The sequence below is a fragment of the Pseudomonas sp. GW460-LB5 genome, assembly GCF_059423245.1.
Window position 1 is genome coordinate 27617 of record NZ_JBWKXT010000008.1, and the last position, 20961, is coordinate 48577.

At 62.7% G+C, this 20961-nt stretch carries 16 protein-coding genes; 14 read left to right on the forward strand and 2 right to left on the reverse strand.

Going from position 1 to position 20961, the window contains the following annotated elements; genetic code table 11:
- Positions 1–27 precede the first annotated feature (27 nt).
- Positions 28–2478, reverse strand: coding sequence for a penicillin-binding protein 1A (locus AC07XM_RS07460; protein ID WP_371918298.1), 2451 nt, complete (start codon positions 2476–2478; stop codon positions 28–30).
- Positions 2479–2672: 194 nt separating this feature from the next.
- Between AC07XM_RS07460 and pilM the strand changes: the two genes are divergently transcribed.
- The 12 genes from pilM (at position 2673) to AC07XM_RS07520 (ending at position 17706) form a co-directional block, all read left to right on the forward strand.
- Complete coding sequence (gene pilM, locus AC07XM_RS07465; protein WP_023048611.1) at positions 2673–3554, forward strand: type IV pilus biogenesis protein PilM; 882 nt, start codon at positions 2673–2675, stop codon at positions 3552–3554.
- Positions 3551–4087 (forward strand): PilN domain-containing protein, encoded by a 537-nt coding sequence (locus AC07XM_RS07470; protein ID WP_016489625.1) that lies wholly within the window; start codon positions 3551–3553, stop codon positions 4085–4087. Before pilM ends, AC07XM_RS07470 begins: the two co-directional genes overlap by 4 nt.
- On the forward strand, positions 4084–5100 hold the full coding sequence (locus AC07XM_RS07475) for a pilus assembly protein PilP (protein ID WP_102689682.1): 1017 nt from the start codon (positions 4084–4086) through the stop codon (positions 5098–5100). The genes AC07XM_RS07470 and AC07XM_RS07475 overlap by 4 nt, the downstream gene beginning before the upstream one ends.
- Positions 5024–6286, forward strand: a complete 1263-nt coding sequence (locus tag AC07XM_RS07480; RefSeq protein ID WP_016489623.1) for a type IV pilus secretin PilQ — start codon at positions 5024–5026, stop codon at positions 6284–6286. Before AC07XM_RS07475 ends, AC07XM_RS07480 begins: the two co-directional genes overlap by 77 nt.
- 4 nt (positions 6287–6290) lie before the next feature.
- Positions 6291–6809 carry a shikimate kinase AroK gene (aroK, locus tag AC07XM_RS07485; protein WP_024717571.1) on the forward strand — a complete coding sequence of 173 codons (519 nt, stop codon included), beginning with the start codon at positions 6291–6293 and terminating at the stop codon, positions 6807–6809.
- A gap of 96 nt (positions 6810–6905) precedes the next feature.
- On the forward strand, positions 6906–8003 hold the full coding sequence (aroB, locus tag AC07XM_RS07490; protein ID WP_024717572.1) for a 3-dehydroquinate synthase: 1098 nt from the start codon (positions 6906–6908) through the stop codon (positions 8001–8003).
- Between the two features lie 15 nt (positions 8004–8018).
- Positions 8019–9623 carry an SPOR domain-containing protein gene (locus tag AC07XM_RS07495; RefSeq protein ID WP_060516914.1) on the forward strand — a complete coding sequence of 535 codons (1605 nt, stop codon included), beginning with the start codon at positions 8019–8021 and terminating at the stop codon, positions 9621–9623.
- Between the two features lie 129 nt (positions 9624–9752).
- Complete coding sequence (locus AC07XM_RS07500; RefSeq protein WP_132844974.1) at positions 9753–9977, forward strand: hypothetical protein; 225 nt, start codon at positions 9753–9755, stop codon at positions 9975–9977.
- 19 nt (positions 9978–9996) lie between these two features.
- Positions 9997–14442, forward strand: coding sequence for a glutamate synthase large subunit (gltB, locus tag AC07XM_RS07505; protein ID WP_102689681.1), 4446 nt, complete (start codon positions 9997–9999; stop codon positions 14440–14442).
- Positions 14443–14565: 123 nt separating this feature from the next.
- A complete protein-coding gene (locus AC07XM_RS07510; protein WP_016489618.1) occupies positions 14566–15984 on the forward strand; it encodes an FAD-dependent oxidoreductase in 1419 nt (472 codons plus the stop codon).
- Positions 15985–16178: 194 nt separating this feature from the next.
- Positions 16179–17243 (forward strand): uroporphyrinogen decarboxylase, encoded by a 1065-nt coding sequence (hemE, locus tag AC07XM_RS07515; RefSeq protein WP_016489617.1) that lies wholly within the window; start codon positions 16179–16181, stop codon positions 17241–17243.
- A 115-nt stretch (positions 17244–17358) separates the two neighbouring features.
- Positions 17359–17706: a YgiW/YdeI family stress tolerance OB fold protein gene (locus AC07XM_RS07520; RefSeq protein ID WP_016489616.1), complete on the forward strand. Its 348-nt coding sequence runs from the start codon at positions 17359–17361 to the stop codon at positions 17704–17706.
- 81 nt (positions 17707–17787) lie between these two features.
- Here AC07XM_RS07520 and AC07XM_RS07525 read toward each other — a convergent pair whose 3' ends face one another.
- Positions 17788–18975, reverse strand: a complete 1188-nt coding sequence (locus AC07XM_RS07525) for an MFS transporter (RefSeq protein ID WP_224372599.1) — start codon at positions 18973–18975, stop codon at positions 17788–17790.
- Between the two features lie 165 nt (positions 18976–19140).
- Here AC07XM_RS07525 and AC07XM_RS07530 point away from each other — a divergent pair, with 165 nt between their 5' ends.
- Both AC07XM_RS07530 and AC07XM_RS07535 read left to right on the forward strand, forming a co-directional pair.
- Positions 19141–20040, forward strand: a complete 900-nt coding sequence (locus tag AC07XM_RS07530) for a LysR family transcriptional regulator (protein ID WP_016489614.1) — start codon at positions 19141–19143, stop codon at positions 20038–20040.
- Positions 20041–20116: 76 nt separating this feature from the next.
- The gene (locus tag AC07XM_RS07535) at positions 20117–20890 is read left to right on the forward strand and encodes a ParA family protein (protein WP_016489613.1); all 774 of its coding nucleotides are present in this window, start codon (positions 20117–20119) and stop codon (positions 20888–20890) included.
- Positions 20891–20961: the final 71 nt, after the last annotated feature.

Genomic DNA, 20961 nt, shown 5'->3' on the forward strand with positions numbered 1-20961 from the left:
CGCAAAACCTGAGTCAGGCGCCCTGCCTTAAAACAGGTCCATCGGCGCCGCTTCATCGGCCGGCAGCGGGCTGCCCGGTGCTGCGCCATTGCCCAGTTCGTCCACCGAAGGTGGCGAATCTTCGGCCTTGAACAGCTCGAAGAAGGCATTCGGCGTGCTCGGGGAGGCAGCACGGCCGCTGACCGGGTCGACGCGCAAGCTGAGGATGCCTTCAGGTTCTGCTGGCGCATGCGCCGGCTTGTCCTTGAGTGCCGCGCCCATGAAGCTCATCCAGATCGGCAGCGCCGCCGTGCCACCGTACTCGCGGCGGCCGAGGGTTTCCGGCTGATCGAAACCGACCCATACCGTGGTCACATAATCGGCGTTGTACCCGGAGAACCAGGCATCTTTGGACTCGTTGGTAGTGCCCGTCTTGCCTGCCAGGTCGGTGCGGCCCAGGGCCAGCGCCCGGCGCCCGGTACCGCGTTTGATCACGTCTTGCAGCATGCTGGTGAGGATATAGGTGGTGCGCCCGTCGATGATCTGTTCGGCCACAGCCGGCGCTTGCGGTGCAGCGGCCACCTGGTTGAAGGCAGAAGGTGCCTCACCTGGCATGGCCGCGGTGCTGATCGGCTGCTCGGGAGCCGCCAGGCCAGCCTGATCCTGGGCCCCTTGGGGGACGCGGGCCGGGTTGGCGGTGAACAGTGTTTCGCCGCTGCGGCTTTCGATGCGCTCGATCAGGTATGGGCTGATCTTGTAGCCGCCGTTGGCGAAGGTGCTCCAGCCTGTGGCGATTTCCATAGGGGTCAGGGTGGCGGTGCCCAAGGCCAGCGACAGGTTGCGCGGCAGGTCCTGCTTGTTGAAACCGAACTTGGCGATGTAGTCGATGGTGCGGTCTACACCCATGGCCTGCAGCAGGCGAATCGACACCAGGTTGCGCGACTTGTACAGGGCTTCGCGCATGCGGATCGGGCCGAGGAAGGTGTTGGTGTCGTTCTTCGGTCGCCATACTTTGTCCACGGATTCGTCGACGAACACGATCGGCGCATCGTTGACCAGAGTGGATGCGGTGTAGCCGCTGTCCAGTGCGGCGCTGTAGATGAACGGCTTGAAGCTCGAACCCGGCTGACGCTTGGCCTGCATGGCGCGGTTGTAGTTGCTCTGCTCGAACGAGAAGCCGCCAACCAGTGCACGAATGGCACCGTTGTAAGGGTCGAGGGTGACCAGCGCACTTTGCGCGCCAGGCACCTGGCTGAACTTGAGCTTGCCGTCTTCCAGGCGCTGCAGGCGTACCAGGTCACCGACCTGTGCCACGTCGGCCGGCGATTGTGGTGCGCGGCCCTGGGCGTTGCTGTTGATGAACGGGCGCGCCCACTTCATGGTGTCCCAGGCCACTTCGGCTTGCTGGCCGTCCCGGGTCAGTACCTGGAGGCCGGTTTTATCGACATGGGTAACGATGGCCGGTTCCAGGCCACCCAAGGTGCGCTGCTTGCCCAGTTCCTGTAGCCAGGCTGCCTGGGTACGCCCCGGAAAGCGTGCTTCGGGGCCGCGGTAGCCGTGGCGCTCATCGTAGTCGGACAGGCCTTTGAGGATGGCCTTGTTGGCCATTTCCTGCATGTCGCTGGGCACCGTGGTGGTAACGCGGAAACCTTCGGTGTAGGCCTCGCTGCCGTAGCGCCCGACCATTTCGGCGCGGGCCATTTCGGCGATGTAAGGCGCATTCACCTCAGGCGTCGGCACGTGGTAGCTGGCATTGAGCGGCTCAGCCAGGGCCGCCTGGTAGCTGGCCTGGTCGATCTTGCCCAGCTTGTACATGCGGCCGAGGATCCAGTCGCGGCGCTCCTTGGCGCGCACCGGGTTGGCCAGCGGGTTGAAGCGTGACGGTGCCTTGGGCAGGCCGGCGATCATCGCCATCTGCGCCAGGCTCACGTCGCGGATCGATTTGCCGTAGTACACCTGCGCGGCGGCGTCGATGCCGTAGGCGCGGTTGCCCAGGTAGATCTTGTTCACGTAAAGCTCAAGGATTTCGTCCTTGGTCAGCTCACGTTCGATCTGCAGTGCCAGCAGGATTTCGTTGGTCTTGCGCGAGAAGCTGCGTTCGCTGGTGAGGAAGAAGTTTTTCGCCACCTGCATGGTGATGGTGCTGCCGCCGGTCTGGATATGCCCGGTTTTCACCAGCTGGGTCGCCGCGCGCATCAGGCTGCTGGGGTCGACACCATAGTGATTGAGGAAATTGTCGTCCTCGGCTGACAGAAGCGCCTGAATGAACTGTGGCGGAATTTCTGCGAAGCGGATCGGCGAACGACGCATTTCGCCGAACTCGGCAATCAGCTTGCCGTCGCTGCTGTACACCCTGAGGGGGATCTGCAACTGGATGCTTCTGAGGGACTCGACCGAGGGCAGGCTGGGGCTAAGATACAGAAACGCACCGCTCACACCGAGTACGAGCGCGCAAATGACGGCGACGGAAGACCACCAGAAGAACTTCAGCAGGCGTATCAAGGCTTTTCGGTGTCCAGGTTGGGAGTGAGTTGCACGCAGGTCCGGCGGACCAGAAAACGCTGGGCATTATAAGCATTTTTTCGCCCCTCCGGGTTACCGGCCAGGCTGTCCGTCGCCTCGATGGGCAGGCCGGGCCTGGTGTTGACGCGGGGTTGCGACAGACCGCTGCACCACGCAGCAAGGAAGCCGCGATGCTAGGACGCTTCGGCAAGGATGCCAGTTCAATCGTGGGGGTGGAAATCGCCCCTGACGCTGTTCGTGTTGTGCAACTGCAGCGGCGCAGTCGGCGCTACAGGGTACTTGCATCGGCACAAGAACCATTTGAATCCGCAGCTGGCAAGGATTGGGTCGCAGAGCCCGATGCCGTGGTGGCTGCCTTGCGCCGTGCCTACCTGCGCAGCGGCCTCAGGCAGCACCGGATAGCGTTGGCGTTACCGGCCAGCCAGGTGATCTGCAAGCGGTGCCATGTGCCGATGGAGCAGGTCGGGGCTGAACTGGAGACGCAATTGCTGGCCGATGCCGAGCGGCTGTTTCCATTTCCATTGGAGGACCTGGCCTTGGACTTTCAGGTCTTGGGGGCATCCGGAACGCAACCGGGGTGCGCCGAACTGATGGTGGCCGCGTGTCGGCAAAGTGCCTTGGCGTCACTGGATGCCATCGTCGAGGCGGCCGGGTTGCAACTGGAGGCCATCGAGGTCGACAACATTGCCTTGTGCCGCATGTTGCCCGTGGGCTGCCTTGAAGGTTCGGCGCTGCTGCGGGTCGAAGCGCACAGCGCAGTGCTTTATGACTGGCAGCCTGGCCGGCCTTACCAGCGTCGTGAACTAAACATGCAGGGGCTGAAGGGCATGGCGCAGTTGCCGGAGCACCTGCACGCGCTGCTTGCCGATGCGCAGTTGCCGGCGGGCCTGTGGATTACCAGTGGCTCATCGGTGGAGCCTGGCGTGTTGCAAAACCTTGGCCGCCAGCTGAATACGCCGTGCAGGCACTTGCCTGGCCTGAAAGGGTTGGAGCACGTTGACGGCACGATGGTCCTGGCGTGCGCCCTGGCACTTGGAGGGTTGCACCCATGATACGGCTTAACCTGCTGCCTTGGCGGGAACGGCAGCGCGAGGCGGCGCTCAGGCGCTTTCGCACCCAGCTGGTTGCCGGCGCACTGCTAGCGCTGTGTGCCGTGACCCTGGTCGACCAGTTGGCCCGACAGCGCGGTCAGCAGCAGGCGCTGGTCAATGCCCAGCACCAGGCCGCCCTTGAGGTGCTGGCCGAGCAACTGCAGCCGCTGGCAGATGTGCGTGCGCAGCATGATGCACTCAATGCCCGTGCAGCTGCACTCGAAAGCTTGCGCGCCCAGCAGGGGGTGCTGGGTAATGTGTTCGCTGAGATCGAAGGGGCGCTGCCGGTCGGGGTCCAGCTACTCGACCTCAGCTTTGAAAACGGCCATCTGCAGGTGACTGGGCTGGCTGCCTCTGGCGCCTTGGTTGCGCAGTTCATGCGCGATCTGGAGCGATCGGGTGTGCTGCTCGATCTGACGCTCAAGCGTGTCAGGAGCATGCCGGCTGGCGATGAGTTTCTGCTGGCTACGCGTGTTGCGGCGTTCTGGTCGTGAAAGCAGCGCAGGTCTTTGCCTGGTGGGCGGTTGCCGAACGTTCCAGAAGCATCAGGCTCATCGCCCCAGTGCTGGTGGCCGGGATGGTGTTCGGCCTGGGTTGCGCGCTTCGCCTGCCGGCAGGGTTGCAGCAGCAGGCACAGGAAGCGGCCCGGCAGGCCACATTGAACGAGCAGCAAGCAGTCAGTGCGGCAAAGCTGGAGGAGCTGCAGCGATTGCGGGCGTCTCTGGCTTTTGCCGAACGGCGGTTGCTGGAGGCTCACTGGCACCTGGCCGCCGGGGAAGGCATGAGTGAGCTGGTTGACCGCCTGGCGGCTTCGGGGCATGCACATGGCTTGCTGGTTGAGCGGTTCGACGTGCAGGAAGTCGAGCAACAGGCAGGCTATTGGAAAGTGCCGTTGCAGGTGCAGGTGGTGGGCCGGTACATGGATTTGCGCCAGTGGCTGGGTGACTGGCTGGGCCAGGCACGCCTGCTGCGCAGCGGTGACATGAAACTGGCCGCCGTCGCGGGGCAGCCCGGGCTTTTGCGTCTGCAACTGCAGGTAGATGCGTTTCAGGCCTCAGCGCCCGTACCGACACCTGAGGTGCTTGCGCTTATGCCGGCCAAGGCCGCCACGCCAGTGCCTGGGGTCGATCCCTTCGCCCCTGGGGCGGTACGAGTGGCCGGTTCCGGTCTGGGCAGCGTGCCACTGGCACAGCTGGAAATGGTCGGCAGCCTGTCGCGAGGGGCGGCCCATGAGGCGCTGCTGATGGCGGCTGGCAGGCTCTACCGCGTGCGGGCGGGTGAGCGCTTGGGGCGTAACCACGGAGTGGTGGCGCGGGTCGATCAAGGTCAGGTCGAAGTGCGAGAACGGTTATTCATGGCGGGGGTGTGGCATGAGCGTACGGCGTTCATCACCCTGGCAAAGCGCCCGGGCAAGGAGGCCCCGAACCAGAATGAAGAACGTGATGAAATGGGTGTTGGCGGCCCTGCTGCCGATCCCGCTGGTGTGGGCGACGCCGTATCAGGGTGAGCCACTGTCTTTGAATTTCCAGGATGTAGAGGTTCGCTCGGTGCTGCAGGTGCTGGCCGATTACGCGGGCATCAATCTGGTTGCCAGCGATGACGTGCAGGGCAACGTGACCTTGCGTTTGCAGGACGTGCCCTGGGATCAGGCGCTTGACCTGGTGCTGCGCAGCAAGGGCCTGGCACAGCGGCACGAAGGCAATGTGTTGCTGGTGGCCCCTGCGGCAGCGTTTGCCCCGCAGCCGTTCGATGCCCATCCGGTGCCGGATGCGCAGATGCAGCCGTTACGCCGTGAACTGATACCGATCCATCATGCCAAGGCGGCGGAGCTGGTTGAGTTGTTGCTGACCAGCCTGGCGGATGACAGCACCTTCACCGTTCGTGGCAGCCTGGGTGTCGATGAGCGCACCAATACCCTGGTGGCGCATCAGCCGGCCGATCGCCTGGCCGAATTGCGGCAACTGGTTACGCAGCTGGACGTGCCGGTGCGCCAGGTGGCGATCGAGGCGCGTATCGTCGAGGCCAACGTCGACTACGAGAAAAGCCTGGGGGTGCGCTGGGGCGGGCCGCTGTACGGGGAAAGCCTGCGCCCGGGCAAGGAACTGTTCGTCGACCTCGGCGTGGAGCGGGCGGGCAGCAGCGTCGGCCTGGGCCTGCTGCGCGGTGACGTGTTGCTCGACCTGGAACTCAGCGCCATGGAAAAAAGCGGCAACGGCGAGATCATCTCGCAGCCCAAGGTGGTCACGGCCGACAAGGAAACGGCCAGGATCCTCAAGGGCACCGAGGTGCCCTACCAGGAAACCAGCCAGAGTGGCGCCACCTCGGTCGCCTTCCGCGAAGCCTCGCTTTCGCTGGAGGTGACCCCGCAGATTACACCTGACAACAAGGTAATCATGGCTGTCAGGGTGACCAAGGACGAGCCTGATTACGTCAATGCCGTGAACAACGTACCGCCGATCCGCAAGAACGAGGTCAATGCCAAGGTTCGTGTGGCTGACGGCGAAACGATCGTGATCGGTGGCGTGTACTCGACTTCGCAAAACAATGTGGTCGACAAGGTGCCATTTTTTGGCGATCTGCCGTATGTTGGGCGGCTGTTTCGACGCGATGTATTACAAGAGAAAAAATCCGAGCTGCTGGTCTTCCTGACTCCGCGTATCATGAGTGACCAGGCGATTGCTGTGAGTCGTTGATTCTGTGCGAAATTTGATACTTGTGGGACCCATGGGCGCTGGTAAAAGCACCATTGGACGCCTATTGGCCAAAGAGCTGCGCCTGCTGTTCAAGGATTCCGACAAGGAAATCGAACTGCGATGCGGCGCCAACATCCCGTGGATTTTCGACAAGGAAGGCGAGCCAGGTTTCCGTGAGCGCGAGCAGGCGATGATCGCCGAACTGTGCGCACTCGACGGCGTGGTTCTGGCGACCGGCGGTGGCGCGGTGATGCGCGAAGCCAACCGCCAGGCATTGCGCCGGGGTGGTCGGGTTATCTACCTGCATGCTTCGGTGGAGCAGCAGGTTGGCCGTACCGCGCGTGATCGCAATCGCCCGCTCCTGCGCACCGCCAACCCCGAGGCCACCCTGCGCGCCCTGCTGGAAGCCCGCGACCCGCTCTACCGCGAGATCGCCGACGTGGTGGTGGAAACCGACGAGCGGCCGCCCCGCATGGTGGTGATCGATATTCTCGAGCGCTTGCAGCAGTTGCCGCCCCGTTAGCCCGGGTCTATTCTCGGCCACCAGCGCCGAGGCGAGGTTCAACGTTAGCGCGTGGTTGCCCGAACGGCGCCGCGCCCAAGTACATTGTGGGGATACATGCAGACACTTAAGGTCGACCTGGGCGAGCGCAGCTACCCGATCTACATTGGCGAAGGCCTGCTGGGCCAGCCCGAGCTGCTGGCGCCGCACATTGCCGGCCGGCAAGTCGCCATCGTTTCCAACGAGACCGTCGCACCCCTGTATCTCGAACGCCTGAGCAACACCCTCGGCGCCTACTCGGTGCTGTCGGTGATATTGCCCGATGGCGAAGCCCACAAGAACTGGGAAACCCTGCAACTGATCTTCGATGGCCTGCTGACAGCTCGCCATGATCGTCGCACAACCGTGGTTGCCCTGGGCGGCGGCGTGATCGGTGACATGGCCGGCTTCGCTGCCGCCTGCTACCAGCGCGGTGTCGACTTCATCCAGGTGCCGACCACCCTGCTTTCCCAGGTTGACTCTTCGGTGGGCGGCAAGACCGGTATCAACCACCCGTTGGGCAAGAACATGGTCGGTGCCTTCTATCAGCCCAATGCGGTGCTGATCGATACAACCAGCCTTAAAACCCTGCCAGCGCGCGAACTGTCGGCCGGCCTGGCGGAAGTGATCAAGTACGGTCTGATCTGCGACAAGCCGTTTCTCGCCTGGCTCGAAGATAATATGCAAGCCCTGCGCGCCCTCGACTCGGCAGCCCTGACCGAGGCCATCCGCCGCTCGTGCGCGGCCAAGGCCGCAGTGGTGGGTGCCGATGAGCGTGAGTCCGGCGTGCGGGCCACGCTGAACCTGGGGCATACCTTCGGGCATGCCATCGAGACCCATATGGGCTACGGCGTCTGGCTGCACGGCGAAGCCGTGGCGGCGGGCACGGTGATGGCCCTGGAAATGTCCATGCGCCTTGGCTGGATCGACCAGGCCGAGCGTGATCGCGGGATCCGCCTGTTGCAGGACGCAGGTTTGCCGGTGGTGCCACCACAGGAAATGACCCCGGCGCATTTCATGGAGCACATGGCGGTCGACAAAAAAGTGATCGACGGACGCTTGCGTCTGGTGCTGTTGCGCCAGATGGGCGAGGCCGTTGTGACCGACGACTATCCGAAAGAGATTCTTCAGGCCACGCTGTCGGCGGATTACCGCGCGATCGTGGCCCAGCTTTGAGGTTGTGACAGCGCAATGACCAGTTTGCATGCCGATGAGGCCTTTCTCGACCATTACCAGTTGAGCCACGATCCGTTCGCGCCCCGTGTGCCCGGCTTCAAGTTCTTCCCGGCGCAGCGCAAGCCCGTGCTTGGCCAGCTGCACCACCTGGCGCGCTACAGCCAGCTGATGCTGGTGGTCAGCGGCCCGCTGGGCAGCGGCAAGTCGCTGCTGCGCCAGGCCCTGGTGGCCAGCACCAACAAGCAGGCTGTGCAGAGTGTGGTGGTGTCTGCCCGCAGTGCCAGCGATGCTTCCAGCATGCTTGCCCAGGTCGCTCAAGACCTGGGTGTGGCCCAGCCCGAAGTGCAGGCGATCCTGTCCAAGGTGGTGCAACTGGCACTGACCGGGCAGGAAGTGTATTTGCTCGTGGACGATGCGGAACAACTCGACGAGTCGGCACTCCAAGCGTTGCTGGAGTTGGCGGCGGGGGTACCGGAAGGGCGCCCGCACGTGTTCCTGTTCGGTGAGCCTTCACTGATTGCCGGGCTGGACGAGCTCAATGTCGAGGAAGAACGCTTCCACATCATCGAGCTTGCCCCCTACAGTGAAGAAGAAACCCGCGAGTACCTGGAGCAGCGCCTGGAAGGGGCTGGCCGGGGCATCGAGGTGTTCAGCCGTGAACAGATCGTCGATATCCATGAACACTCCGACGGCTGGCCTGGCAACATCAACCAGGTCGCCCGTGACACTTTGATCGAAGCCATGATCGCCAGCCGTTCGACGGTCAAGCGACCATCCATGGGGTTCAAGATGCCTAAAAAACATGTGCTCGCGCTGTCCGCTGTGGTCGTGGTCGCTGTCGCGGCCGCTGTGTTGATGCCCAAGAAAGGCGACAAGCCACCCGCTGAGGCGCCGGCCGCCCAGGCCCAGTTGCCGCTTGGCGACGGCAAGCAGGGTGCCAATATCGAGTTTTCCGGGTCTTCCCAGCCGATGCCGCTGCCGCTGGTTGGCCAGTCCCAGCCTGTAATGCGCGAGCCGCTGGCCCAGGCCGCGGGCATGGGGGAGGGTGAAGAAGGCAGCCCGGCGGGTGACACTGCCCTGCAGCCTGGCAACCCGCCGCCAACCGTGACCACCATTGCGCCGCCGCAAGGCGTGCCGGCTGGCCCGGCACCTGTGCCTGCACAGCCTGTGGCTACTGCGCCGGTCCAGCCGGTTGCACCTGCGCCCAAGCCTGTCGCAACCCAGCCTGCGAAGCCGGTTGCACCTGCCAAGCCTACGCCTGCGCCTACCCAGGTCGCCGTGGCCAAGCCGGCCGCCAAGCCTGCCGAGAAACCTGCCGCCACTGGCAGCGGCAACAGCGGCTGGTACGCCGGGCAGAAGCCGGGCAATTACGTGGTGCAGATCCTGGGCACCAGCTCCGAGGCCTCGGCCCAGGCGTTCGTCAAGAGCCAGGGTGGCGACTATCGCTACTTCAAGAAAAACCTGCAGGGCAAGCCGCTGTACGTAGTCACCTACGGCAGCTTCGCCAACCGTGATGCAGCGGTTGCGGCAATCAAGAACTTGCCAGAGAAGGTCCAGGCTGGTAAACCTTGGCCACGTACCGTCGGCAGCGTCCAACAAGAGCTGGCCACGGCCCGCTGATACCTTCCGGGCGGCATCACCCCGCCGCCCAGTTGCTGAGCGATTACTGACTTTCGAATAGCCTGCTGCGTTTCAACGCGGCAGGCTTTTCTGTCCCAGACTGCCGGCCACAAGCCCCTAGTTGCAGTCATGGCTGAAACGCTTCAGACTCACGCCAAGCCGCTATCACGGCGCATGGCGCAAAAACATTCAAAATTGCGACATAAATTTTCAATGGTGAGACATGAAAATTTGTGGGCGTCGCTGTCGCTGTGCAACAATGGTTTTCCATGGCCACCGCAAAAAAGCTGGCGTTTGATCGGCGTGGATGGTAAGTGGTTGTTAAAAAAGAGATTTACCTCCGTTGAGAGGTGAACCTGGTGAGAATGTGTCTATGAAAACAGGTCTGTACCATCCCGAAGAATTCAAGGACAACTGTGGTTTTGGCCTGATCGCCCATATGACGGGCGAACCGAGCCACCACCTTCTGCAAACCGCCATGCAGGCGCTGACCTGCATGACCCACCGTGGCGGTATCAACGCCGACGGCAAGACCGGTGACGGTTGCGGTCTGCTCATGCAGAAGCCCGATCAATTCCTGCGAGCCGTGGCCCAGGAACACTTCGCCGTCGAGCTGCCCAAGCAGTACGCCGTCGGCATGGTGTTCTTCAACCAGGACCCGGTCAAAGCCGAAGCGGCCCGCGCCAACATGGACCGCGAGATCCTCGCCGCTGGCCTGAAACTGGTCGGCTGGCGCAAGGTACCGATCGACACCAGCTTACTCGGCCGCCTGGCCCTGGAGCGCCTGCCGCAGATCGAACAGGTGTTCATCGGTGGCGAAGGCCTGAGTGACCAGGAATTCGCCATCAAGCTGTTCAGTGCCCGTCGCCGTTCGTCGGTGGCTAACGCCCACGACAGCGACCACTACATCTGCAGCTTCTCGCACAAGACCATCATCTACAAAGGCCTGATGATGCCGCGCGATCTCGCGGCGTTTTATCCAGACCTGGGTGACGAGCGCCTGCAAACCGCGATCTGCGTGTTCCACCAGCGCTTCTCCACCAACACCCTGCCGAAATGGCCGCTGGCGCAGCCGTTCCGCTTCCTCGCCCACAACGGCGAGATCAACACCATCACCGGCAACCGCAACTGGGCCATGGCCCGTCGCACCAAGTTCGCCAATGACCAGATCCCCGACCTCGAAGAGCTCGGTCCGCTGGTCAACCGTGTCGGTTCCGACTCGTCGAGCATGGACAACATGCTGGAACTGATGGTGACCGGTGGCATCGACCTGTTCCGCGGCGTGCGCATGCTGGTACCGCCAGCCTGGCAGAACGTCGAGACCATGGACGCCGACCTGCGCGCCTTCTACGAATACAACTCCATGCACATGGAGCCGTGGGATGGCCCGGCCGGTATCGTCATGACCGAAGGCCGCCACGCGGTGTGCCTGCTGGACCGCAACGGCCTGCGCCCGGCGCGCTGGGTGACCACCACCAACGGCTACATCACCATCGCCTCGGAAATTGGCGTGTGGGGTTACCAGCCTGAGGAAGTGTTGGCCAAGGGCCGTGTCGGCCCGGGCCAGATCCTGGCGGTGGACACCGAAACCGGCCAGATCCTCGACACGGACGCCATCGACAACCGCCTGAAGTCGCGCCACCCGTACAAGCGCTGGCTGCGTCAGCACGCCACCCGTATCCAGGCGACGCTGACCGACGACCAGGGCGCGGCCAGCTACGACGCTGACCAGCTCAAGCAATACATGAAGATGTTCCAGGTCACCTTCGAAGAGCGTGACCAGGTACTGCGCCCATTGGGTGAGCAGGGCCAGGAAGCCGTTGGTTCGATGGGTGACGACACGCCGATGGCCGTGCTGTCGCAGCGTGTGCGTTCGCCTTACGACTTCTTCCGCCAGCAGTTCGCCCAGGTGACCAACCCGCCGATCGACCCGCTGCGCGAAGCCATCGTGATGTCGCTGGAGATCTGCCTGGGCGCCGAGCGCAACATCTTCCAGGAGTCCCCGGAGCACGCTTCGCGGGTCATCCTCAGCTCCCCGGTCATTTCGCCCGCCAAGTGGCGTTCGCTGATGAACCTGGAGCGCGAAGGTTTCGACCGTCAGCTGATCGACCTCAACTATGAACAGGGCGTCGGTCTGGAAGCGGCCATTCGCAACATCGCCGACCAGGCTGAGGAAGCCGTGCGCGCTGGCAAGACCCAGCTGGTGCTGAGCGACCGCTACATCGCCCCGGGCAAGCTGCCGGTGCACGCTTCGCTGGCCGTTGGCGCGGTACACCACCGCCTGACCGAACAGGGCCTGCGTTGCGACAGCAACATCCTGGTGGAAACCGCTACCGCCCGCGACCCGCACCATTTTGCCGTGCTGCTGGGCTTCGGTGCCTCGGCCGTCTACCCGTACCTGGCGTATGAAGTACTGGCTGACCTGATTCGTACCGGCGAAGTGCTGGGCGACCTGGACGAAGTGTTCAAGTACTACCGCAAGGGCATCTCCAAGGGCCTGCTGAAGATCCTGTCGAAGATGGGTATCTCCACCATCGCCTCATACCGCGGTGCGCAGCTGTTCGAAGCCATCGGCCTGGCCGAGGAAGTGGTCGGCCTGAGCTTCAAGGGCGTGTCCAGCCGCATCAAGGGGGCGCGCTTCGTAGACCTGGAAAGCGACCAGAAGCTGCTGGCGGCCGAAGCCTGGAGCGCGCGCAAGCCGATCCAGCAAGGTGGCCTGCTGAAGTTCGTCCACGGTGGTGAATACCACGCCTACAACCCGGACGTGGTCAACACCCTGCAAGCCGCCGTGCAGCAGGGCGACTATGCCAAGTTCAAGGAATACACCACGCTGGTCGACCAGCGTCCGGTATCGATGATCCGCGACCTGCTGAAAGTGAAGGTGGCCGACCAGCCACTGGCGCTGGAGCAGATCGAACCGCTGGAGGCCATTCTCAAGCGGTTCGACTCGGCCGGTATCTCGCTGGGCGCACTGTCGCCGGAAGCCCACGAGGCGCTGGCCGAGGCCATGAACCGCCTGGGCGCGCGTTCCAACTCTGGTGAAGGCGGTGAAGACCCGTCGCGCTACGGCACCATCAAGAGTTCGAAGATCAAGCAGGTGGCCACCGGCCGCTTTGGTGTGACCCCTGAATACCTGGTCAATGCCGAGGTGCTGCAGATCAAGGTTGCCCAGGGCGCCAAGCCTGGTGAGGGCGGCCAGCTGCCGGGCGGCAAGGTCAACGGCCTGATCGCCAAGCTGCGTTATGCGGTACCGGGCGTGACCCTCATCTCGCCGCCGCCGCACCATGACATCTACTCGATCGAAGACCTGGCCCAGCTGATCTACGACCTCAAGCAGGTCAACCCGCAGGCCCTGGTGTCCGTGAAGCTGGTGGCAGAAGCCGGCGTGGGCACCATCGCCGCTGGCGTGGCCAAGGCCTATGCCGACCTGATCACCATCTCCGGTTATGACGGTGGTACCGGTGCTTCGCCGCTGACCTCGATCAAGTACGCCGGCGCCCCGTGGGAACTGGGCCTGGCCGAAACCCACCAGACCCTGCGTGGCAACGACCTGCGCGGCAAGGTGCGGGTTCAGACCGACGGCGGCCTGAAAACCGGCCTGGACGTGATCAAGGCGGCCATCCTTGGCGCCGAAAGCTTCGGCTTCGGTACCGCGCCAATGATCGCCCTGGGCTGCAAGTACCTGCGAATCTGCCACCTGAACAACTGCGCCACCGGCGTAGCCACGCAGAACGACAAGCTGCGCAAGGACCACTACATCGGCACCGTCGATATGGTGATCAACTTCTTCACCTTCGTCGCTGAAGAAACCCGTGAGTGGCTGGCCAAGCTGGGCGTGCGCAGCCTGGGCGAGCTGATCGGCCGTACCGACCTGCTCGAAATGCTGCCAGGCGATACCGAGCGCCAGCAGTACCTGGACCTGTCGCCGCTGCTGGGCAGCTCGCACATTCCGGCAGACAAGCCGCAATTCTGCGAAGTCGACAAGAACCCGCCGTTCGACAAAGGCGAGCTGGCCGAGAAGATGGTGGACATGGCCCTGCCGGCGATCCGCGACCAGGCCGGTGGCGAGTTCAACCTCGACATCTGCAACTGCGACCGCTCCATCGGTGCCCGCATCTCTGGCGAAATCGCCAAGCTGTACGGCAACCAGGGCATGGCTGCCAACCCGATCACCTTCCGCTTCAAGGGTACTGCGGGCCAGAGCTTTGGCGTGTGGAACGCCGGTGGCTTGAACCTGCACCTGCAGGGTGATGCAAACGACTACGTCGGCAAGGGCATGACCGGTGGCAAGGTCACCATCGTGCCGCCAGCCGGCAGCCCGTTCGAAACCCAGCACAGCGCCATCGTCGGCAACACCTGCCTGTACGGTGCCACTGGCGGCAAGCTGTTTGCCGCGGGCACTGCGGGCGAGCGCTTCGCTGTGCGTAACTCCGGCGCCCACGCTGTTGTCGAGGGCACTGGCGATCACTGCTGTGAGTACATGACCGGCGGCTTTGTCTGCGTCCTGGGCAAGACCGGTTACAACTTCGGTTCTGGCATGACTGGCGGCTTCGCCTACGTGCTCGACATGGACAATAGCTTCGTCGACAAGCTGAACCACGAGCTGGTGGAAATCCAGCGTATCAGTGGTGAAGCGATGGAAGCCTACCGCAGCCACCTGGCGCGGGTACTTGGCGAGTATGTGGAAGAGACCGGCAGCGAGTGGGGGCGTGAGCTCTCGGAGAACCTGGACGACTACGTGCGGCGCTTCTGGCTGGTGAAGCCGAAGGCAGCCAACCTGAAGCAACTGTTGTCCAGCACACGTGCCAACCCGCAGTAAAAACAGCTGCAAGTGGCAAGCCTCAAGCTGCACCTGAAGGCAGTACGAGGTTTGCCCGGCTTAAGTGATCGTCTTGCGGCTTGCAGCGTGTAGCTTGCAGCTGCTGTAAAGAGGTTTTGAAAAATGGCTGAACGTCTGAACAACGACTTCCAGTTCATCGAAGTGGGCCGCAAGGACCCTAAGAAAAAGCTGCTGCGCCAGCGCAAGAAGGAGTTCGTGGAAATCTACGAACCGTTCAAGCCGCAGCAGTCAGTAGACCAGGCACACCGCTGCCTGGGCTGCGGTAACCCGTATTGCGAATGGAAGTGCCCGGTGCACAACTTCATCCCTAACTGGTTGAAGCTGGTGTCCGAAGGCAACATCCTGGCGGCGGCTGAGCTGTCGCACCAGACCAACACCCTGCCGGAAGTGTGCGGCCGTGTGTGCCCGCAAGACCGTTTGTGTGAAGGTGCCTGCACCCTGAACGACGGCTTCGGCGCGGTGACCATCGGTTCGGTGGAGAAGTACATCACCGACACCGCCTTTGCCATGGGCTGGCGCCCGGACATGTCAAAGGTCAAACCAACCGGCAAGCGCGTCGCCATCATCGGTGCCGGCCCTGCTGGCCTGGGCTGCGCCGACGTGCTGGTGCGCGCTGGCGTAACCCCGGTTGTGTTCGACAAGAACCCGGAAATCGGTGGCTTGCTGACCTTCGGCATTCCAGAGTTCAAGCTGGAAAAGACCGTGCTCAGCAACCGCCGCGAAGTGTTCACCGGCATGGGCATCGAGTTTCGCCTGAATACCGAGGTGGGCAAGGACGTGACCATGGAACAGCTGCTCGCCGAGTACGACGCAGTGTTCATGGGCATGGGTACCTACACCTACATGAAGGGCGGCTTCCCGGGCGAAGACCTGCCGGGCGTGCATGACGCACTGGATTTCCTGATCGCCAACGTCAACCGCAACCTGGGCTTCGAGAAGTCCCCGGAAGACTTCGTCGACATGCAAGGCAAGAAGGTGGTGGTACTGGGCGGTGGTGACACCGCGATGGACTGCAACCGCACCTCGATCCGCCAGGGCGCCAAAGCGGTGACCTGCGCCTATCGCCGTGACGAAGCCAACATGCCGGGTTCGCGCAAAGAGGTGAAGAACGCCAAGGAAGAAGGCGTGAAGTTCCTTTACAACCGCCAGCCTATCGCCATTGTCGGCGAGGACAAGGTCGAAGGCGTGAAGGTGGTCGAGACCCGTCTCGGCGAGCCGGATGCCCGTGGCCGCCGCAGCCCTGAGCCGATCCCGGGCTCCGAGGAGATCCTGCCAGCCGATGCCGTGGTGATCGCCTTCGGCTTCCGTCCAAGCCCGGCGCCGTGGTTCGAGCAGCATGGTATCCAGCTGGACAGCCAAGGCCGTGTAGTAGCCCCGGAGAAAGGCAAGTTCAAGCACCAGACCAGCAACCCGAAAGTGTTCGCCGGTGGCGACATGGTGCGTGGTTCGGACCTGGTGGTGACGGCGATCTTCGAAGGGCGTACGGCTGCGGAAGGTATCCTGGACTACCTCGAAGTCTGATTTTCGACCTATTCGCGGGCATGCCCGCTCTCACAGGGTTAAGCGCAGAACCTGTGGGTGCGGGCATGCCCGCGAAGCTTTTGTATACAAAAACGCTTGATCTATAGCATCCAATAGACAAAACGCATGGCCATGGCCGTGCCTTTTGCGCTGGCGTCTGAGAAAATGCCCGCACTATTTTTCCGGATGCCGACATGACTGCCCTGAAGAACGATCGTTTCCTGCGTGCGCTGCTCAAGCAACCCGTAGACGTCACCCCGGTGTGGATGATGCGCCAGGCCGGCCGCTACCTGCCGGAGTACCGCGCCAGCCGCGCCAAGGCCGGCGACTTCATGAGCCTGTGCATGAACCCGCAGTTTGCCTGCGAAGTTACCCTGCAGCCGCTGGACCGCTACCCGCTGGACGCGGCGATCCTGTTCTCGGACATCCTCACCATCCCTGACGCCATGGGCCTGGGCCTGTACTTCGAAACCGGCGAAGGCCCGCGTTTCAAGAAGGTCATCAGCACCCCGGCCGACATCGAAGCGCTGCCGATCCCCGATCCGCAGAAAGACCTGGGCTATGTGATGGACGCGGTCAGCACCATTCGCCGTGAGCTCAATGGCCGTGTGCCCTTGATCGGCTTCTCCGGCAGCCCGTGGACCTTGGCCACCTACATGGTCGAAGGCGGCTCGTCGAAGGACTTCCGCAAGACCAAGGCCATGGCCTACGACAACCCGCAAGCCCTGCACCTGCTGCTGGACAAACTGGCCCAGTCGGTCACCAGCTACCTGAACGGCCAGATCCTGGCCGGTGCCCAGGCTGTGCAGATCTTCGACACGTGGGGCGGTAACCTGTCGGCGGCGGCCTACCAGGAGTTCTCCCTGGCCTACATGCGCAAGATCGTCAGCGGGCTGATCCGCGAGCACGAAGGGCGCAAGGTGCCGGTGATCCTGTTCACCAAGAACGGTGGCTTGTGGCTGGAAAGCATTGCCGAAGCCGGCGCCGACGCACTGGGCCTGGACTGGACCTGCGACATCGGCGATGCCCGCCGCCGTGTGGGTGACAAGGTGGCGCTGCAAGGCAACATGGACCCGACCGTGCTGTACGCCAAGCCTGAGGCCATCCGCCAGGAAGTGGCGCGCATTCTGGCCAGCTATGGTCACGGCACCGGCCACGTGTTCAACCTTGGCCATGGCATTACCCCGGAAGTCGACCCGGAGCATGCGGGCGTGTTCATCAATGCCGTGCACGAGCTTTCGGCGCAGTACCATCAGTGATCTGAGCGCTGAAAGCAAAGCCCGGCCCTGTGCCGGGCTTTTTGTTGCATTAAGTTTGGATTCAGCGAACGTCGCTAATCTGGTCCCATCGAAACCTAAACAGGACCCGATCCTCATGAAAGCACGTTATCTCGCCCTTATCTTTGCCCCGCTGTTCAGCACTGCTGCACTGGCCGCCAGCTATACCGGCCCCGGCGCCCAGTCGGTCACCACCGTGGCAGCTGCCAACGACGCTGCCGATGACACGCCCGTGGTGCTGCAGGGGTATGTGACCAAGAAGATCAACAACGACGACAAGTACGAGTTCAAGGACAACACCGGCACCATCACTGTTGAAATCGACGATGAGGACCTGCCGCCGACGCCGTTCAACGACAAGACCAAGGTGAAGCTGACCGGTGAGGTGGAGAAGCACTTGATGAGCCGGGAAGTGGATGTGGATATCGTAGAGATCATCAACTGATCTGATGGCCTCTTCGCGGGCACGCCCGCTCCCACAGGGATTGCACTGAACCCTGTGGGAGCGGGCGTGCCCGCGAATGCTTCACACCGATTTGGGCGGTAACTTGCTCAGGTGCAACGCCACCAGCAACGCAACCGCCAGCAAGCTGCCAATGAACAGCCCGATCCCGTTCCACCCCCATTGATGCCAGAACACCCCGCCCGCCGTACCGGCCACGCTGGACCCTGCGTAATAGCTGAACAGGTACAGCGACGATGCCTGCCCCTTGGCTTTGAGCGCCCTGCGGCCAATCCAGCTGCTGGCCACCGAGTGTGCGCCAAAAAAGCCGAAAGTGAACACCAGCATGCCCACGATCACCATCGCCAGCGGGCTGGCCAGGGTCATCAGCAAGCCACCGGCCATCACCACGATACTGGCCCAGAACACTTTGCGCCGGCCTAGCTTGTCTGCCAGGGCACCGACTTGCGCCGAGCTGTAGATCCCGGACAGGTACACTACCGACAGCAAACCGACCAGCGCCTGGTTCATGTGGTAGGGCTCGGCCAGCAAGCGGTAGCCGATGTAGTTGAACAGGGTGACGAAAGCCCCCATCAGCAGGAAGGCTTCCAGGAACAGCCAAGGCAGCCCGGCATCTTTGAAGTGCATGACAAAACCGTCCAGCAGGCTGCGCGGGCTCATCATCTGCGGGCGGAAGTTGCGCGATTCGGGCAGCACCTTCCAGAACACCAGTGCGGCGACCAGGGCCAGGCCACCGATGGTCAGCATGGCCGTGTGCCAGCTGACGAAGTCGATCAGCACGCCGGTAATCAGCCGCCCGCTCATGCCGCCAATCGCGTTGCCGCCGATGTACAGGCCCATGGCCAGGCCGATGTGCTGTGGGTGGATCTCTTCGCTCAGGTAGGTCATGGCCACAGCGGCCAAACCGCTCAGAGACAGGCCAACCAGGGCGCGGGTGGCCAGTACCAGTTCCCAGCTTGGCATTACCGCGCTGGCCAGGGTGGAGAGGGCGGCGCAAACCAGGGCAAAGACCATCACCGGCTTGCGCCCGATGCGGTCAGAGATGGGGCCGGTGATCAGCAGGCCGAACGCCAGCATGGCGGTGGAAACCGACAGCACCAGGCTGCTCTGCGCCGCGTTGATGGCAAATTCTTTCGACAATAGCGGCATCATCGGCTGCACGCAGTACAGCAGGGCAAAGGTGGCGAAGCCGCCGCTGAACAGTGCCAGCACGGTCTTCATGAAGGCGGGGGTGCCTTTTTCAATCCACATTTCGTTCAGGGAGGCAGGCTCTGGTTCGGCAGGAAGGGGAGCTACAGCAGTTTTCACGGGCGGGTACCTCTGGCGCAATGAAAAAAGCATATAGCTGGCTAATGATTAGATCCAATATATTGTTCGACCTATTTAAGACGTTTTTCGACTCATTAGGAGCTGGTCATGGAACTGCGTCACCTGCGCTACTTCATTGCTGTGGCTGAAGAGCTGCACTTTGGCCGCGCCGCCCAGCAACTGGGCATTTCCCAGCCGCCCCTGAGCCAGCAGATCCAGGCCCTGGAGCAGGAACTGGGAGCGCGGCTGTTCGAGCGTACCAACCGTCGGGTCGAGCTGAGCGAGGCGGGGCGACTGTTCCTTGAGGAAGCGCGGCAGGTGCTGGCGCAAGTGGAGAAGGCCGCAGATGTGGCGCGGCGGGCGCAGTTGGGTGAATTGGGCGAAATGAAGATTGGCTTTACCTCGTCTGCGCCATTCACCTCGAAGATCCCCAAGGCCATCCATGCCTTTCGCCAGCGCTTCCCGGCTGTGCACCTGAACTTAAAAGAAATGAGCAGCCGTGATATCGCCGAAGCAGTGTTCGACGAGTCCATCGAAGTAGGGCTGATGCGGCCGATGCCTTTGCCGGAAGGCTTGCTGGCCACCGAATTGTTCCGCGAGCCGCTGGTGGCGGTGATCAACGCATCGCATCCGCTGGCTGAAGGCACGGAACAAGGGGTGCACATGGCGGCGCTGGCCCATGAGCCGTTTGTGTTCTTCCCGCGCAGTTATGGCAGCGGCCTGCATGCACAGTTGCTCAGCCTGGCGCGGCAGGCGGGCTTCAGCCCGCACTTTGCCCAGGAGGCTGGGGAGGCAATGACCATCATCGGCCTGGTCTCGGCGGGGTTGGGGGTATCGGTGTTGCCAGCGTCGTTCCAGCGTATGCGCATCGAAGGGGTGGTGTACCGCACGCTGCTGGATGAAGGGGCGATGTCGGCGGTGTGGCTGGTGCAGCGCGAGCGGGGCAATTCGGTAATGGCCAAGGCGTTTGCCGAGCTGTTGACCGGGCAGGTGGTCGGCCAGGGCTAATGTTGGCCAAATGGCGCTGGCCATTGCCGCAGTGCCGCCACATACTCGGGCATTCGTTGAAACACGGAGGTCAATCATGCGTCGCGTGGTGTTCAATCAGAAAGGTGGGGTGGGCAAGTCGAGCATCGCCTGCAACCTGGCGGCGGTCAGTGCCAATGAAGGCTACCGGACCCTTTTGATCGACCTGGATGCCCAGGCGAACTCGACCCAGTACCTCACCGGCCTGACCGGCGAGGATATCCCGATGGGTATTGCCGACTTCTTCAAGCAAAGCCTGTCCAGCGGGCCGTTCAGCAAGAAGAACAAAGTCGATATCTACGAAACCCCGTTCGACAACCTGCACGTGGTCACTGCCACTGCCGAGTTGGCCGACCTGCAGCCCAAGCTTGAGGCCAAGCACAAGATCAACAAGCTGCGAAAGTTGCTCGACGAGCTGGACGAGGACTACGAGCGTATCTACATCGATACCCCGCCAGCGCTGAACTTCTATGCCGTTTCTGCGTTGATCGCCGCAGATCGCGTGCTGATTCCCTTCGACTGTGACAGCTTTTCGCGCCAGGCCCTGTATGGCCTGCTGGCGGAGATCGAAGACCTCAAGGAAGACCACAACGAAGACTTGATGGTCGAAGGCATCGTGGTCAACCAGTTCCAGTCCCGTGCCAGCCTGCCGCAGCAGATGCTCGACGAGCTGCTGGAAGAAGGCCTGCCGGTGCTACCGGTGTACCTGGGCAGCTCGGTGAAGATGCGCGAATCGCACCACGCCAGCCTGCCGCTGATTCACCTGGAGCCCAAGCACAAGCTGACCCAGCAGTTTGTCGAGTTGCATGATCTGCTGGAGGAGCGAGGTTAGACGTCTGGTAGGTATCAAGGCTGCCAGGTGCCTGGCGCAGCATTTTCGGCGCCTGTGACATCAGCGCCGCG